General features: G+C 71.2%; 15 protein-coding genes. 6 read left to right on the forward strand and 9 right to left on the reverse strand.

Going from position 1 to position 14,495, the window contains the following annotated elements; translation table 11 throughout:
• Positions 1-145 precede the first annotated feature (145 nt).
• The 4 genes from ACIBEJ_RS42430 to ACIBEJ_RS42445 are packed head-to-tail and all read left to right on the forward strand — an operon-like array spanning position 146 to position 4,419.
• Positions 146-1,306 (forward strand): histidine kinase, encoded by a 1,161-nt coding sequence (locus tag ACIBEJ_RS42430; protein ID WP_397188619.1) that lies wholly within the window; start codon positions 146-148, stop codon positions 1,304-1,306.
• A complete protein-coding gene (locus tag ACIBEJ_RS42435) occupies positions 1,297-1,950 on the forward strand; it encodes a response regulator (protein WP_397188621.1) in 654 nt (217 codons plus the stop codon). The genes ACIBEJ_RS42430 and ACIBEJ_RS42435 overlap by 10 nt, the downstream gene beginning before the upstream one ends.
• Positions 1,947-2,714: a hypothetical protein gene (locus ACIBEJ_RS42440; RefSeq protein ID WP_397188622.1), complete on the forward strand. Its 768-nt coding sequence runs from the start codon at positions 1,947-1,949 to the stop codon at positions 2,712-2,714. Before ACIBEJ_RS42435 ends, ACIBEJ_RS42440 begins: the two co-directional genes overlap by 4 nt.
• 58 nt (positions 2,715-2,772) lie before the next feature.
• Positions 2,773-4,419, forward strand: coding sequence for an acetolactate synthase (locus ACIBEJ_RS42445; RefSeq protein WP_397188623.1), 1,647 nt, complete (start codon positions 2,773-2,775; stop codon positions 4,417-4,419).
• 5 nt (positions 4,420-4,424) lie between these two features.
• Here the strand turns inward: ACIBEJ_RS42445 and ACIBEJ_RS42450 are convergent, their stop codons facing one another.
• Positions 4,425-5,990, reverse strand: coding sequence for a protein kinase (locus tag ACIBEJ_RS42450; protein ID WP_397188624.1), 1,566 nt, complete (start codon positions 5,988-5,990; stop codon positions 4,425-4,427).
• A 224-nt stretch (positions 5,991-6,214) separates the two neighbouring features.
• Here ACIBEJ_RS42450 and ACIBEJ_RS42455 point away from each other — a divergent pair, with 224 nt between their 5' ends.
• Positions 6,215-6,595, forward strand: a complete 381-nt coding sequence (locus ACIBEJ_RS42455; protein WP_397188625.1) for a thioesterase family protein — start codon at positions 6,215-6,217, stop codon at positions 6,593-6,595.
• On the opposite strand, the gene ACIBEJ_RS42460 is transcribed toward ACIBEJ_RS42455, so the two are convergent.
• The 7 genes from ACIBEJ_RS42460 to ACIBEJ_RS42490 form a co-directional block, all read right to left on the reverse strand.
• Entirely contained in the window at positions 6,585-6,797 is a 213-nt protein-coding gene (locus tag ACIBEJ_RS42460) for a biotin/lipoyl-binding carrier protein (protein ID WP_397188626.1), read from the reverse strand. The genes ACIBEJ_RS42455 and ACIBEJ_RS42460 overlap by 11 nt on opposite strands.
• Before the next feature lie 32 nt (positions 6,798-6,829).
• Positions 6,830-8,188, reverse strand: a complete 1,359-nt coding sequence (locus ACIBEJ_RS42465) for an acetyl/propionyl/methylcrotonyl-CoA carboxylase subunit alpha (RefSeq protein ID WP_397188627.1) — start codon at positions 8,186-8,188, stop codon at positions 6,830-6,832.
• 176 nt (positions 8,189-8,364) lie between these two features.
• The gene (locus tag ACIBEJ_RS42470) at positions 8,365-9,627 is read right to left on the reverse strand and encodes an HD-GYP domain-containing protein (RefSeq protein ID WP_397188628.1); all 1,263 of its coding nucleotides are present in this window, start codon (positions 9,625-9,627) and stop codon (positions 8,365-8,367) included.
• Between the two features lie 88 nt (positions 9,628-9,715).
• Positions 9,716-11,065 (reverse strand): HD-GYP domain-containing protein, encoded by a 1,350-nt coding sequence (locus ACIBEJ_RS42475; RefSeq protein WP_397188629.1) that lies wholly within the window; start codon positions 11,063-11,065, stop codon positions 9,716-9,718.
• 236 nt (positions 11,066-11,301) lie between these two features.
• Entirely contained in the window at positions 11,302-12,240 is a 939-nt protein-coding gene (locus ACIBEJ_RS42480) for an NAD-dependent epimerase/dehydratase family protein (protein WP_397188630.1), read from the reverse strand.
• 10 nt (positions 12,241-12,250) lie between these two features.
• Entirely contained in the window at positions 12,251-12,517 is a 267-nt protein-coding gene (gene rsrA / locus ACIBEJ_RS42485; protein WP_397188631.1) for a mycothiol system anti-sigma-R factor, read from the reverse strand.
• Positions 12,514-13,119, reverse strand: coding sequence for a sigma-70 family RNA polymerase sigma factor (locus ACIBEJ_RS42490; RefSeq protein ID WP_397188632.1), 606 nt, complete (start codon positions 13,117-13,119; stop codon positions 12,514-12,516). The genes rsrA and ACIBEJ_RS42490 overlap by 4 nt, the downstream gene beginning before the upstream one ends.
• 253 nt (positions 13,120-13,372) lie before the next feature.
• Between ACIBEJ_RS42490 and ACIBEJ_RS42495 the strand changes: the two genes are divergently transcribed.
• On the forward strand, positions 13,373-14,107 hold the full coding sequence (locus tag ACIBEJ_RS42495) for a class I SAM-dependent methyltransferase (protein WP_397188633.1): 735 nt from the start codon (positions 13,373-13,375) through the stop codon (positions 14,105-14,107).
• Here ACIBEJ_RS42495 and ACIBEJ_RS42500 read toward each other — a convergent pair.
• Positions 14,104-14,436, reverse strand: a complete 333-nt coding sequence (locus ACIBEJ_RS42500) for a TraR/DksA family transcriptional regulator (protein WP_397188634.1) — start codon at positions 14,434-14,436, stop codon at positions 14,104-14,106. The genes ACIBEJ_RS42495 and ACIBEJ_RS42500 overlap by 4 nt on opposite strands.
• Positions 14,437-14,495: the final 59 nt, after the last annotated feature.

Here is a 14,495-nt window from a genome sequence, read left to right on the forward strand (position 1 = left end):
CTGTCAGATCCCCCTTTGTGAGATGCCGATTCGGGCCCGCCGGTTCGGGCGTACGGCATGCTCGTGGGGGTGGGGCTAGCACCACCCCCAGTCAGCCCAGCAGGCCCCTGTCGAGGATCGGGGGCCAGTCCATAGGTTGGAGAGCATGAAAGTCCCCCGCCCCTGGTCGGCACGGACGTGGCTTGACACGGCCCACGTCGTGACCGGTGTGCCGATCGCCGCGGTGCTCGCCCTGCTGACGATCGTGCTGGCCGTGCTGCCGCCGGTGCTGCGGCGCAGCGTGCGCGGGATGACCGCGGTGCAGCGCTCGCGGCTGGCCGCGTTCCTGGGGTTCGTTCTGCCGCCCGCGCCGCGCAGCACGACCTGGCGCGACCACCGGCTGTGGCGGCAGATCGGCTTTCACCTGATGGCGCCGCTGTTCAGCGCGTTCGCGGCGGTGCTGGTCTGCGGGCTGTGGGGCGGCGGCGTGGTGGGGCTGACCGCGTTCCTCCAGCCGGTGCTGCAGCCGCCGCCGGAGGTGTTCGACTTCGACCTGCGCAACCCGGTCGTGGCGTCGCTGTACACGGCCGTGGGGCTGCTCATGCTGGTCCTGGCGCCGATCGCGGCGCGGGCCATGGCCGTACTGGAGATCTCCATCGCGCGGGCGCTGCTGGGGCCGAGCCACGCCGAGCTCGGCGAGCGCATCGCGAACCTCCAGGTGAGCCGGGCGGGCGTGATCGACGCCGCCGACGCCGAGCGCCGCCGCATCGAGCGTGACCTGCACGACGGCGCCCAGCAGCGGCTGGTGTCGCTGGCCATGAACCTGGGCCTGGCCCGCGCCACCCTCACCGACCTGCCCGACCCCGCCAAGGAGGCGATCGAGCAGGCGCACGAGGAGGCCAAGCAGGCCCTGCGCGAGCTACGCGACTTCGTGCGCGGCCTGCACCCCGCGGTGCTCAACGACCAGGGCCTGGACGCGGCCCTGTCCGGCGTCGCCGCCCGCTCGCCGGTGCCGGTGCGGCTGCGGGTGGACATCGCCCAGCGCGTCTCGCCCACCATCGAGGCGGTCGCGTTCTTCGTGGTCTCCGAGGCGCTGGCCAACATCGCCAAGCACGCGCGGGCGCGTGCCGCCGAGATCTCGGTGCGCCGCCAGGGCAACCGGCTGACGCTCACGGTGGTGGACGACGGGCTGGGCGGCGCGAGTATGGAGGGCGGGACGGGGCTGCGCGGGCTGGCGCAGCGCGTCCGGTCGGTGGATGGATCGCTGCACCTGCAAAGCCCGCTCGGCGGGCCGACGATGATCGAAGTGGAGCTGCCGTGCGAGTAGTGCTGGCCGAGGACTCCGTCCTGCTCAGGGAGGGGCTCATCCGGCTGCTCGAAGCCTCGGGCATGCACGTGGTGGCGACCTCGGGCGACGCCGAGGGGCTGCTGCGCGCCGCCGACGAGCATCGGCCCGACCTCGTGGTCACCGACGTGCGGATGCCGCCCACCCACACCGACGAGGGCCTGCGCGCCGCGCTCGTGCTGCGCCGCCAGCAGCCGGAGCTGGCCGTCCTGGTGCTCTCGCAGTACGTCGAGGAACGCTATGCCGCCCAGTTGCTCTCCTCGGCGACCGGCAGCGTCGGCTACCTGCTGAAGGACCGGGTGGCGGACGTGACCGAGTTCATCGACGCGCTGCGCAGGGTCGCGGCCGGCGGCACGGTCCTTGACCCCGAGGTCGTCTCCCAGCTCCTCCTGCGCGGCCACAGCGACCCGCTCGACCGGCTCACGCCGCGCGAGCAGGAGGTGCTCAAGCTGATGGCCGAGGGCCGCTCCAACGCCGGCATCGGCCAGGAGCTCGTGCTCAGCGAGGGCGCGGTCGGCAAGCACATCGGCAACATCTTCACCAAGCTCGACCTGTCGCCCGCCGAGGGCGACCACCGCCGCGTGCTGGCGGTCCTCCACTTCCTCAAGATCAGGAGTGTGCTGTGAGGACGGTCTGGCTGACGTTCGGCGCGGTGCTGACCGTGCTGGCCCTGATTGTCTCCACGGGCGCGATGTGGGCCGGCTTCGCCCTCGCCCGCCCGCCGACGTACGAGAGCGTGCGCACCATCCCCTTCGGCGGCAAGCAGCTCACGATCGAGGCGCGCGGCGAGGTGAGCGTGTGGGTCGTGCCGGGCGCCGCCGGCGAGATCCAGTTGGCGCAGCGGCTGAAGTGGTCGGACACGCGGCCGAGCGTCTCCGAGGACTGGAACGGCACCACCCTGCGGCTGTCGGCGGAGTGCCCCAACATGGACGACGAGCGCGACCACACGTGCGTCACCGACTACACGGTCTTCGTCCCCTCCGAGACCGATCTGGACGCGACCGTGGAGGCCGGCTCCCTCCAGGTCGACAGCCTGTACGGCGACGCCCGCCTGACCACCGTCTCCGGGGACATCGGCGCCAACCAGACCGTGGGCAGGCTGTGGGCACGCAGCGGCTCCGGCAGCATCTCCGCCCACAGCCTGCGCGGCGAGGAGGCCGACGTGGAGACCGGCGAGGGCCAGGTGATGCTCGGCTTCCTCGAACGGCCCATGAACGTGAAGGCGAAGGTCAGAACCCAGGGCGACATCGTCATCATCGTGGAGGACGGCGCCTACGCCATCACCGTCGTGGCCGAGAACCCCGACGTCGACGTGGTCCAGGACCCTTCCTCGGTACGCAAGATAGACGCCAGCGCCCAGTACGGCCGGGTCGACATCTGCTGCCGATGACCATGAGCAGGAGAACAACTCTCTGTTTGACCCGGTGACTGGTTGGTAGGTTCCCGGCATGGAGTCCGCGAAGCATGCCGGTGACGCAGCCGTCGCCGTGTCCAAGGCCTATGGCATCGAGACCATGTTCACCCTTTCCGGAGGCCACGTCTTCCCCCTGTACGACGGCGCGGTACACGAGGACGTGCGGATCCTCGACGTACGCCACGAGCAGAGCGCCGTCTTCGCCGCCGAGGCCACGGCCAGGCTGACCCGCAAGCCCGGCCTGGCGGTGCTGACGGCGGGCCCCGGCATCACCAACGGTGTCAGCGGCGTCGCCACCGCGCATTTCAACGGCTCGCCCCTGGTGGTGATGGGCGGCAGGGCACCGCAGTCGCGCTGGGGAAGCGGCGCGCTCCAGGAGCTCGACCACCCGCCGCTGCTCGAACCGATCACGAAGCTGGCCTTCACCGCGACCGGCCCCGACTCGATCGGCCAGGACGTCGAGATGGCCTTCCGCACCGCGATCGCCCCGCACCGCGGCCCGGTGTTCATGGACTTCGCCATGGACCACCTGTTCTCCCCCTCGCCGCCGCACGCCGCCGACACCCAGACCCCGTCCCCGCTGGAGCCCGACCCGGACAACGTCGCGGCGATCGCCCGGCTGATCGGCGAGGCCGAGCGTCCGGTCCTGGTGCTCGGCTCGGACGTGTGGATGGACCGCGCGGAGGAGGCGGCCCGCGACTTCGCCGAGTCGTGGAGGATTCCGGTGATCCTCAACGGCCAGGGCCGCGGCGTCCTGCCCGCGGGCCACGAGCTGCTGGTCACGCGCGCCCGGGGGCAGGCGTTCGGCGAGGCGGACCTGGTCATCGTGGTCGGCACCCCGCTGGACTTCCGCCTGGGCTACGGCTGGTTCGGCGGCAAGAACGACACCTCGCTGGCGCGCGTGGTGCACATCGTGGACGCGCCGTCGCAACTGGCCACGCACATGCAGCCGGCCGCCTCCGCCGCGGGCGACCTGTCGGTGGTCTTCTGGAGCCTCGGCACGGCCTGCGGCGAAGCCGACGTCAAGCCGGCCCGCTACGCCCCCTGGGCCGCCAGGCTGGCCGAGACCGCCGCCGCGGCCGTCGCCGCCGACGCCGGCCTCCTGGCCGCCGACTCCGACCCGATCCACCCCATGCGCATCTACGGCGAGCTGGCCAAGGTCCTGGCCGACGACGCCGTGGTGATCGGCGACGGCGGCGACTTCGTCTCCTACGCGGGCAAGTACGTGGAGCCGAAGCAGCCGGGCAACTGGCTCGACCCCGGCCCGTACGGCTGCCTGGGCACCGGCCTCGGCTACTCCATCGCCGCCCGCCTGGCCCGCCCGTCCTCGCAGGTGGTGCTGCTGCTCGGCGACGGCGCCGCGGGCTTCTCACTCATGGACGTCGACTCTTTGGTACGCCACCGCCTGCCCGTCGTCATGATCTGCGGCAACAACGGCATCTGGGGCCTGGAGAAGCACCCGATGCAGATGCTCTACGGCTACGACGTGGCCGCCGAGCTGCAGCCGCAGACCCGCTACGACCAGGTGGTGACGGCGCTGGGCGGCGGCGGCGAGCTGGTGACCAGGCCGTCGGAGATCGGTCCCGCGCTGCGGCGGGCGTTCGAGTCCGGCGTGCCGTACATGGTGAACGTCGCGACGGACCCGCAGATCGCCTACCCCCGCAACACCACGGGGGTCTGAGGCGACTACTGCTTGAGAGTCGGCGTCGGCGTCGAGGACGGCGGCGGCGTCGACGGGCAGAGCTCGGTGTTGACCAGCGTCAGCAGGACGGCCTTCTTCAGCTCCAGCTTGGCGCCGGCGCCCGGGCTCTGCTCGACCACGGTCAGGCAGCGCTCGGGGAACTGGCCGCGCTCCTGGTCGTCGACCTTGATGGTGAACCCGGCCTCGGTGATGATCCGGCGGGCGTCCGGGTACTTCATGTTGACGACGCCGGGCACCGGCTTCTTGACCGCGGGCGTGGGCGACGGCGTCTTGGTGCCCTTCGTGGTCGACGGCGTCGGCGAGGGCGACTTGGTGGGCGAGGGCGACTTCGTCGGCTCCGGCTCCTCGGTCGGCTGCTGCCTGGACGGCTGGCGGGTCGGCTCGTCGGGGGTGGGCGTCGGCCGCTGCCGGGTCCTGGTGTTCTTGGGCGGTGCCGGCTTGGTGGTGGTCTCCTCCGAGCCGACCCGGGTGGCGGGCGTCTCCGGCTCGCCGCCGGTGGTCATCCCGGTGATGGCGACCGCGCCCGCGCCCACGCCGAGCACGAGGGCGACGGCGATCGCGGCGACCAGGCCGCCCCTGCGGCGGGCCTTGGCGGCCCGGCGGTTGCCGCGGCGCGGCTGGGCGAGCGTGGTGTCGTCCTCGCCGCCGGACGGCTGCGGCGGCCCCTGGACCGCTCCCGTCTGGTACGCCTCGACCGGCGGCGCCATCGTGGCGCCGGTGACCACGTCGGGCACCTCGCCCGCGGCGACCTGGCGGGCGGCGCGGCTCATCTCGGCCGCGTTGGCGAAGCGCCTGAGCGGGTCCTTCGACAGCGCCTTCTCCACCAGCGCCCGCACGTACGGCGGGATCTCGGCGGGCAGCGGCGGCGGCGCCTCCCTGATGTGCTTGAGCGCGATCGTGACCGCGCTGTCGCCGTCGAAGGGGCGCTGGCCGACGAGGCACTCGTAGGCGACCACGCCGAGCGCGTAGATGTCGACCGCGGGGGTCACGGGGGCGCCCTCGGCCTGCTCGGGCGCGCAGTAGGCGGCGGTGCCGAGCACCATGCCGGCGTCGGTGAGCCGGTTGGCCAGGTCGGAGCGGGCGATGCCGAAGTCGGTGAGCACGAGCGTGCCGTCGCGCTGGACCATCAGGTTGCCCGGCTTCACGTCCCGGTGCACGATGCCCTGGTCGTGAACGGCCTGCAGCGCGGAGGCGGCCTGCGCGATGAGCTCCATCGCCGGTTGCGGCGCGATGCGGCCCAGGCGGACCAGCAGGCGGTCGAGCGGCTCGCCGTCGACGAACTTCATCACCAGGTAGACGGTGTCGCCGCTGACCCCGTAGTCGTAGACGTCCACGACGCCCGAGTGGTTGATCGTGGCCATGGCCCGTGCCTCGCCCTGGAAGCGGGCCACGAAACCGGGGTCGTCCATCCGACCTGGGAGCAGCACCTTGACGGCGACGGTCCGTGCGAGGACGACGTCCTCCCCACGCCAGACCTCGCCCATGCCACCGGCGCCGATGCGGGTGTCGAGGCGATACCTCCCCGCCAGCGTCGTCCCTTGCGCGACCATGTCTCCCCCGGTACCCCCTGCCTCTCCAACCCCAGACTCACCAACAAAGCGAACTTGTGTCGCAGCGGGGTAACACAGAGGTCACGGAACTTCGAGAGTGTATGACCCAGGCGTCCCACACGCCACTCATATGCCACAAGCGGTACAAACCCTATCCTGCGGCCTTGAGATGGACCTTGTCCGCGTTTCCCGGAGATCGGCGGCGGCCACAGTAGGGTGAGGCCATGACGCTCGCGCCCGGCCTCCGCTCCCAGTTGCTCATCATGGTCGAGCGGGAGGACACCGCCACCAAGATCGGCAGCGGGGACGTGCCGGTGCTGGCCACGCCGCGGCTGCTCGCCCTGGCCGAGATGGCCACGGTGCAGGCCGTACGCCCGCACCTGGCCCCGGGCGAGACCTCCGTCGGGACCCGCGTCCAGATGGAGCACCTGGCGGCCAGCCCGGTCGGCGCGCACGTCGAGATCAGCACCGAGCTCACCGAGGTCGACGGCCGGCGGCTCGTGTTCAGCTTCGTCGCCCGCGACCGCACCACGATGGTCGGCCAGGGCACCATCGAACGGGTGGTCGTCGACCGCGAACGCTTCATGGAGCGCGCTACTCGATGACGGCGATCAGGTCGCCCTCCTGGATGACGTCTCCCTCGGCGACCTTGAGCTGCGCCACCACGCCGGAGTCCTCGGCCAGAACGGGGATCTCCATCTTCATCGACTCGAGAATGACCAGCGTGTCGCCGTCCTCGACGGTGTCGCCCTCCTGGACGACGACCTTCCAGACGTTCGCCACCATCTCGGCGTGTACCTCGGCCACGGGTGCTCCCCTCTTCCTGCGTTCTCACCATGTCACGCGCGTTGTGCGCGCATGCGCCCGACCAGACCCGTGTCGTAGTCCCCGCTGACGAACTCCGCGTTGTCCAGCAGTTCCGCGCAGAACGGCAGGTTGTTCTTGGGACCCTCGACGGCGAACCCGGCGACCGCCTCCTTCGCCCGTTCGATGGCCTGCGCGCGGCTGTCGCCGTACACGCACAGCTTGGCCATGAGGGGATCGTAGAACGGGGTGACCGTGTTGCCCTCCACGTAGCCGGAGTCGACCCGGGCGCCGGCCGGCTCCCGCCAGACCGTGATCTTTCCAGGTCCGGGGAAGAAGCGCTTGGGATCCTCCGCATAGACGCGGAACTCGATCGCGTGCCCGCGCGGCTCCCACCGGACGTCGGGGTTCTCGCCCGCCGCCACGCGCAGCTGGAGCTCCACCAGGTCGAGGCCGGTGACGAGCTCGGTGACCGGGTGCTCCACCTGGAGCCTGGTGTTCATCTCCAGGAAGACGAAGTCCTGCTTCTCCGCGTCGACCAGGCACTCCACGGTGCCCGCGCCCAGGTAGCCGACCGCCTCGCCAGCCCGCGCGGCGGCGGCCAGCATGCGCGCGCGCAGATCGGGCGTGATGCCGGGCGAGGGCGACTCCTCCACGACCTTCTGGTGGCGGCGCTGCACCGAGCAGTCGCGCTCGCCCAGCGCCAGGACCCGGCCGCCGGGCAGCCCGAGGATCTGCACCTCCACGTGCCGCGCCCGCTCGATGTAGCGCTCCAGCAGGATCGCGGGCCCGTCCGCGTCGGCCCCCGCGAAGCGCGCCGCCGCCCTGGACGCCTGCTCGAACGCCTTGGCCAGCTCCCTGTCGTCGTGCGCGACGCCCATCCCGATGCCGCCACCGCCGCCGGCCGTCTTCACCATGACCGGGTAGCCGATGCCGTCCGCCGCCTCCACCGCCCGTTCGAGGTCGGTGACCGGCTCGCGGGTGCCCGCCGCGACGGGCACGCCCGCGGCCTCCATCAGGTTGCGCGCGTTGATCTTGTCGCCCATCCGCTCGATCGCCTCGGGCGACGGGCCGATCCACACCAGCCCGGCCTCGGTCACCGCGCGGGCGAACGCCGCGTTCTCCGCGAGGAAGCCATATCCAGGATGTACGGCACGCGCCCCCGTCCGCCGGGCCGCCGCGAGTACCTTGTCCACGTCCAGGTAGGACTGGGCGGGGTTGGCGGGGCCGAGCAGCACCGCCTCGTCGGCCTCGGTGACGAACGGCAGGTCGGCGTCCGCCTCCGAGTAGACCGCGACGGCGCGCAGGCCAAGCCGCCGGACCGTGCGGATGATCCGCCGCGCGATCTCGCCTCTGTTGGCGACCAGAACGGGTCCCAGGGTCTCTGTAAGCACGCGCCCACCTTACGATCGCGCGCCCGGCCACCCCTTTCCCGCAGACACCCTCGATTGCGGGGGCAGTTCTGTAGGAAGCCCACAACTCCAGGGTGCGAGACGGGCGAAATCTCCCCTCGGAATACCCGCCGCTTTGTACGAGGCCGGAAACCCTCCTGATCTCCCGCCCGAACCCCCTAAATCCGGTGCGAAGGGGCCCGGTCGACCACCCTGGCCAAGCCGCCGATGCAGGCGGCGTCGTACTCGGAGCCGCCCGCCAGGCGCAGCCGTTCCAGGGCGGCGCCGGCGCGGTCGCGGTCGGTGGAGCCGCCGACGAGGTCGTCGTAGGCGTTGGCCACCTTGATGATGCGGCTCGACAGCGGCGGATCCTCGTCGATCGGGTCGCACTGGCGGCGCACCACGTCGGCCACCCGGTCCAGCACGCCGGTCTGCCTGATGACCTCCGCGCCCAGCTCGGCGATCCGCCTGGCCTGCTCGGGATCGGTCAGCACGGTCGCGCCGCCCGGGATCGGGTCGCGCAGCGAGAGCTGGCCGATGTCGTGCATCAGGGCCGCGTACTCCAGCTCCAGGAGTTCCGGCTCGGACATGCCCAGCTCGCGGCCGATCGCCACCGACAGGCGGCTGACCCTGCGGGAGTGGCCGGGCTCCACGTAGCCGCCGACCTCGGTCACCCGGGCCAGCGCGCGTACCGTCTGGAGGTAGGTGGCGCGGATGCCGGCGTACTTGCGGAAGGCGACCTGCGTGACCAGCAGCGGCGCGGCGAACACGACCAGCGCCACCAGGTCCATGCTGTGCGAGGCGAGCGCGAGCAGCACGCCGGAGGCCGCGACCGCCGCGCCCAGCGGGAAGGCGGTGCGGACCTCGTCGCTGACCGCCACCCTGAACGCGGTGCGCACCTGCTCGGCGCGGAGCATCGCGGCGATCAGCACGTCGATGCCCAGCGTGAGCGCGATCAGCGTGACCATCACGATCAGCGCGGGCCACCAGGTGCCGCGCTCACCCAGCGTCAGCTCGTGCAGGGTGCCGGCCAGCGGGCGGAAGGCGAAGGCCAGCAGCGCACCGGTCAGCAGCCGCCTGGCCATCGCGTCCAGGCGCGGCGGCCGGCCCACCGCCAGGTGCGGCAGCGCGCCCGCCACCATCCCGACCGCGATCACCGCCACCACCTGGAGCGCGGAGTGGCGCAGCGGGTTGGTGGCCAGGTCGAGCAGGAGCGTGTAGCCGAGCGCGGCGGCGGCGCCGATCGGGGCGACCTCCCTGTTGCCCGGCATGGTCAGCCTGGCCAGCTCGCCCACCGCGATCAGCGCACCGAACCCGATGGCCACCTCAGGACGGTCAAGCCCGACCGCCGCAGTGTGCGCCACCCCCGCCACAGCGACCAACCCGGCGGCACAGATCAGCAGCAGTTGCCCTGAATCCAGCCCCTGAAAGGCGCGTTTCATTGGGTCGCTCACCACTCCTCATTCGCTTCGCGGAGTGCCTCGTACCTCGGCCCTCCACTCCGCTCACTGCGTCGGGTTCGCTCCCGTTTCACTGGCCCGTCACCACTTGGATCGGCATGGTCGGGTCGTCGTGGTCCTTGATGGTGGCGGCGTCCTCCGGTGGGGGCTCGACGCGGCGTTGCGGCTGCCACGGGTTGCGGTCGAGGGCCTTGATAAACGCGGCCACCATCACCGGGTCGAACTGGGTGCCCGCGCCGCGCTCCAGTTCGTCCACCGCCACCTCGACCGGGCGGGCGCCGCGGTAGGAGCGGTCGGAGGTCATCGAGTCGAAGGCGTCGGCCACCGCGATGACCCGGGCGAACTCCGGGATCTCCGCCCCGGCCAGCCCCATCGGGTACCCCTTGCCGTCATGGCGCTCGTGGTGGTGCATGATCCCGGCGAAGGCCTCGTCCAGGAAGTCGATGCCGCGCACGATCTCCAGGCCCCGCATCGGGTGCAACTGGATCGCGGCGAACTCCTCCTCGGTCAGCGGCCCCTCCTTCTGCAGCACCTTGGTGGGCACGCCCAGCTTGCCGACGTCGTGGAGCATGCCGGCGTAGCGTATGGCCCGCAGCCGGTCCATGCCCATGCCGATCTCCTGCGCGATCATGGTGGAGGCGAGCGAGACCCGGGTGCAGTGGCCGCGGGTGTAGTAGTCCTTCGTCTCGACCGCCTGGCACAGCGCGGCCATCGTGGCGTCGTAGGAGCGCTGCTGCGCGTGGTACTGGCCGAAGGCCCACCTGGCCACGAACAGCGGCAGCAGCACCAGCACCGCCGAGATCGACTGGATCGTCGCCCACAGGCCCGCCACCAGCAGTCCGAATGTGCCGTAGCCGAGATAGGTCAGCAGGAACTGCACCATGCCGCGCATCGGCACCTCGCCCGCGCTGACCTGCGTGGCCAGCGAGATCATGGTGAGCGTGAGCACGATGTTGAGCGGCACGAACACGGCCGTGGCCGCCGCGTAGGGGCCGATCAGGTCGTCGAACGCGTTGACCTGCGGGACCCCGGAGACACCGCCTAACTGCTGGTAGACCCAGCCGGCGGCGTAACCGCACAGGGCGAACTGGGCGCCGTTGAAGAGCCGCTTGATCAGCGGCAGGCCGGGCCGTACGCTCAGGACCGCCGTGAGGCCGACCAGCGCGGCGCCCTCCATCCCGATGAGCACCACCGCGGCCAGCGCGGCCGAGAAGCTCACCGACACCGCGAACTGCTCCACGTTGAGCAGCGTCGGCATCGACTCGCACACCAGGAACAGCAGCGCGAGCACGAGCAGGATGCCGAGGCTCTCCGAGGCGACGAGCTGCCCCTTGGTGATCAGGCTGTGGGCGAACAGCGCGGCGGCCGCGCCGATCACGGCGAACAGATAGACCTTCGCAGGCCACGACAGATCACGCATTGCGGCCCCCCTTTGGAGCTCAGGTCCAGGAGACCCCGGGCGGGAGGACGCCACCGCCCCCGCCGGCCGTCAAGAGGAGAACGACCGGTGTGATCAGCACGAGAGCCGTGATCAGCCGGGCGGTCGACACCTTCAACATCCACTTCCTCCCCGTCGAAACCTGTGATTCACGCTACAGAAGTTGACGTGCGGAAACGGGCGGAGTCGAGAATCGCAAGCAAAGCGTAATCAAGCCACTACCTGCGGCAACTCCGTCTCCACTCGACGGTGGCGCGCAGGCCCGTGGCCAGGTCGCTCGCGGGCTGCCAGGAGAGCCCGTCGTAGGCGGGCACCGGATCCACCGCCATGGCCGGCAGGTCGCCCGGCCTGGGCTGCGCGAAGCCCGGCTTGTCCTGGGCGCCCACGGCGTCGGCGATGAGCGAGTGCAGGCGGCGGTCGGTCGTCTGGATGCCGGTGCCCAGGTTGAAGCGGCGGCCGTTGCCGTCGGCGCCGCACGCGCGCACGAAGCCGTCGACCACGTCGTCCACGTAGACGTAGTCGCGGGTCTGGGTGCCGTCGCCGTAGAGGACGGTGGGCACGCCGTTGAGCAGGGAGTCGGTGAAGATGGCGACGACGCCGGCCTCGCCGTCGGGCGACTGGCGCGGGCCGTAGACGTTGGAGAGGACGAGCGTGGTGTACTCCAGGCCGTAGAGGGCGTGGAAGGTCGCGAGATACGTCTCGGCGCTGAGCTTCGAGGCCGCGTACGGCGAGCGGGGGTCGGCCGGCGCGTCGGCGGGAACCGGGATGGCGGGCGGCCGGCCGTACACGGCGACCGAGGAGGCGAAGACCACCTTGCGGCTGCCACCCTCGCGCGCGGCGGCCAGCACCGACGCGGTGCCCTCGACGTTGACCCGCGCGTCGTGGACGGGATCGCTCACGCTTCTGCGGACGCTGATCTGCGCGGCAAGGTGGCAGATGACCTCGGGCTTCCACTCCGCGCCCAGCGCGATCATCGCCGGGTCGCGGATGTCCAGCTCGCACAGCCGGAAGCGGTCGTTCGTCAGGGCGCCGGCGAGGTTGTCGCGGCTGCCGGAAGAGAAGTCGTCCACGGCGACCACGTCGTGGCCGTCGCCCAGGAGGCGGTCGACGAGATTCGACCCGATGAACCCGGCGCCGCCGGTGACCACCACGCGCATGGGGAAGATCTTAGTCGGACAGCTCCGCCCGGACCTGCTCGATCCGGCCGAGCACCTTGGAGCGCAGGTCGGCGGGCACCGGGTCGCAGCCGCAGTGCTTGGCCACGAGCTGCTTCACGACCTTGTCGAGGTCGTACTCCTTGAGGCACGGGTCGCACTCGTCGAGGTGCACCCGGATGTCGACGCAGTCACCCTCGCCGAGCTCCCCGTCGAGGTAGGCGTAGACCTTGTCCAGCACTTCGCGACAGTCGGTGTCGTGCGGGTTGCCACAGCTCATTTCGACCCCTCCGCCGGGACGAGGCCACGCTCGCGAGCATAGTCCTCGAGCAGGTTCCGCAACTGCCTGCGGCCGCGGTGCAGCCGGGACATCACGGTGCCGATCGGGGTGCCCATGATGTCGGCGATCTCCTTGTAGGGGAAGCCCTCGACGTCGGCGAGGTAGACCGCGATCCTGAACTCCTCGGGCAGGGCCGCGAGCGCCTGCTTGATGTCGCCGTCGGGCAGGTGCTCCAGCGCCTCCACCTCGGCGGACTTCAGCCCGGTCGAGGTGTGGGACTCGGCGCGCGCGAGCTGCCAGTCCTCGATCTCCTCGGTGCCCGACTGCTTCGGCTCCCGCTGCTTCTTGCGGTAGCTGTTGATGAAGGTGTTGGTCAGGATCCGGTAGAGCCACGCCTTGAGGTTCGTACCCTCCTGGAACTGGTGGAACGAGGCGAACGCCTTGGCGAAGGTCTCCTGCAGCAGGTCCTCCGCATCCGCCGGGTTCCGGGTCATCCGGAGCGCGGCGGAGTAGAGCTGCTCGAGATACGGCATGACGTCGCGCTCGAACCGCTCACTGCGCTGCTCCAGAGTCTCCGCGCCTGTCGCGGGCACCGGACCCACCCCCCTATGATCACCGGTGGCCGGCTGTGGCGGTACACCGTACTCAGGGGAGAATACCTGCTTGGCACCAAGTCGCCGGTCACTGGGGCCGGGTGGCGGTATCTGTGGACGACCTGCAACTGCGAGCATGCTCGTCGCAACACGCCCGCGCCCGCGTCTGTTCCCGCAAGATAGAAGGTGACGAACAACCCGGTGCGGGGAAAAAGAATACGTACCGGCTGGTAGCCATTGTCCCGGAACCCAGGAGTCGCGTGTGCTGCCCATTCCGGCCGAGGAACTGAACGGCTCGGGGACCCTCGGGCCGTACTGGACGTTCTACCGCGCGGTCGTCGCGGAACAACTCAGCAGGTGGCTCCCCGGCCAGCCATCGGTGATCCTCGACCTGTCCGGCGGGCGCGGGCGCTGGTCCGCCCAGGCCGCGCGGGCCGGCCACAAGGTGATCGAGGTCGTCGACTTCCGCATGACCACCGACCAGTCCAGGCTGCGCGACGTCCGGGTCCGCCAGGTGCGCTCCGACGACCTGTCCTTCCTGCCCGACGAGAGCGTGGACGCGGTGCTGGCCGAGGAGCGCGCCATGTCGGTGGAGCTCATGGCCGAGTCGGCGATGTCCGACGTGGCCCGCGTGCTGCGCCCCGGCGGCCGCGCGCTGCTGTGCGTCGACTCGCTGGTGCTGGGCATGGCCATCCTGGCCGAGCAGGGCCAGTGGCAGCACCTGCGCCAGACGAACGAGGTCATGCTCGTGCCCTGGCCCGACGGCGGCATCACCCGCTGCTTCAGCAGCGGGCAGTTGCGCGAGCTGCTGATGGGCGCGGGTCTCGAGGTCGAGTGGGTACGGCCCCGCACCGTCTTGTCCCCCTCGACCGTCGACCACGTGCTCGGCTCCGACTCCCGGTCACTGGCCTGGCTGGTGCGCACGGAACTCGAGGCGCACCCGGACGACGACGACACGGTCGGCATCCACCTGGTGGCCAGCGCCCGCAAGACCTAGCGGCGCCGCTCCTGCTTCGACTGGCACTGCACGCACCGGGCGGCCTCCGGGCGGGCCTCCAGCCGCCCTTCAGGGACCGGTTTGCCGCAGTCGACGCACTCGCCGTAGACGCCGTCGTCGATGCGGCTGAGCGCGCTCACGACGGCGCGGCGCTGCGCGACGGCCACGTCGAGCATGGCCTGGGCACGGTCGGCCTCGGTGAGATCGGATCCGGCGTCGGCCGCCGAACGCTCACGCACGGCGACGGGATCGCCGGTCAGGACCCTGATCGAGCGGTCGAGCTCGGCCAGCATGCTCTCCAGACGTTCACGAGCGGTCGTGTGGTCCACGAATCCGCACCTCCGGGCAGGTGAGGGGAGCCTGGCGGGACTCTCCCCGGTGGTCCCGC

It is taken from the genome of Nonomuraea sp. NPDC050790, assembly GCF_044456745.1.
In the GTDB taxonomy this organism is placed as follows: Bacteria; Actinomycetota; Actinomycetes; order Streptosporangiales; family Streptosporangiaceae; genus Nonomuraea.

Excerpts from the sequence above, each read along its gene's own strand:
- ACIBEJ_RS42430 (WP_397188619.1), top strand. The coding sequence starts at position 146 with ATGAAAGTCCCCCGCCCCTGGTCGGCACGGACGTGGCTTGACACGGCC.
- ACIBEJ_RS42445 (WP_397188623.1), top strand. The coding sequence starts at position 2,773 with ATGGAGTCCGCGAAGCATGCCGGTGACGCAGCCGTCGCCGTGTCCAAG.
- ACIBEJ_RS42450 (WP_397188624.1), bottom strand. The coding sequence starts at position 5,990 with ATGGTCGCGCAAGGGACGACGCTGGCGGGGAGGTATCGCCTCGACACC.
- ACIBEJ_RS42455 (WP_397188625.1), top strand. The coding sequence starts at position 6,215 with ATGACGCTCGCGCCCGGCCTCCGCTCCCAGTTGCTCATCATGGTCGAG.
- ACIBEJ_RS42470 (WP_397188628.1), bottom strand. The coding sequence starts at position 9,627 with ATGAAACGCGCCTTTCAGGGGCTGGATTCAGGGCAACTGCTGCTGATC.
- ACIBEJ_RS42475 (WP_397188629.1), bottom strand. The coding sequence starts at position 11,065 with ATGCGTGATCTGTCGTGGCCTGCGAAGGTCTATCTGTTCGCCGTGATC.
- ACIBEJ_RS42480 (WP_397188630.1), bottom strand. The coding sequence starts at position 12,240 with ATGCGCGTGGTGGTCACCGGCGGCGCCGGGTTCATCGGGTCGAATCTC.
- rsrA (WP_397188631.1), bottom strand. The coding sequence starts at position 12,517 with ATGAGCTGTGGCAACCCGCACGACACCGACTGTCGCGAAGTGCTGGAC.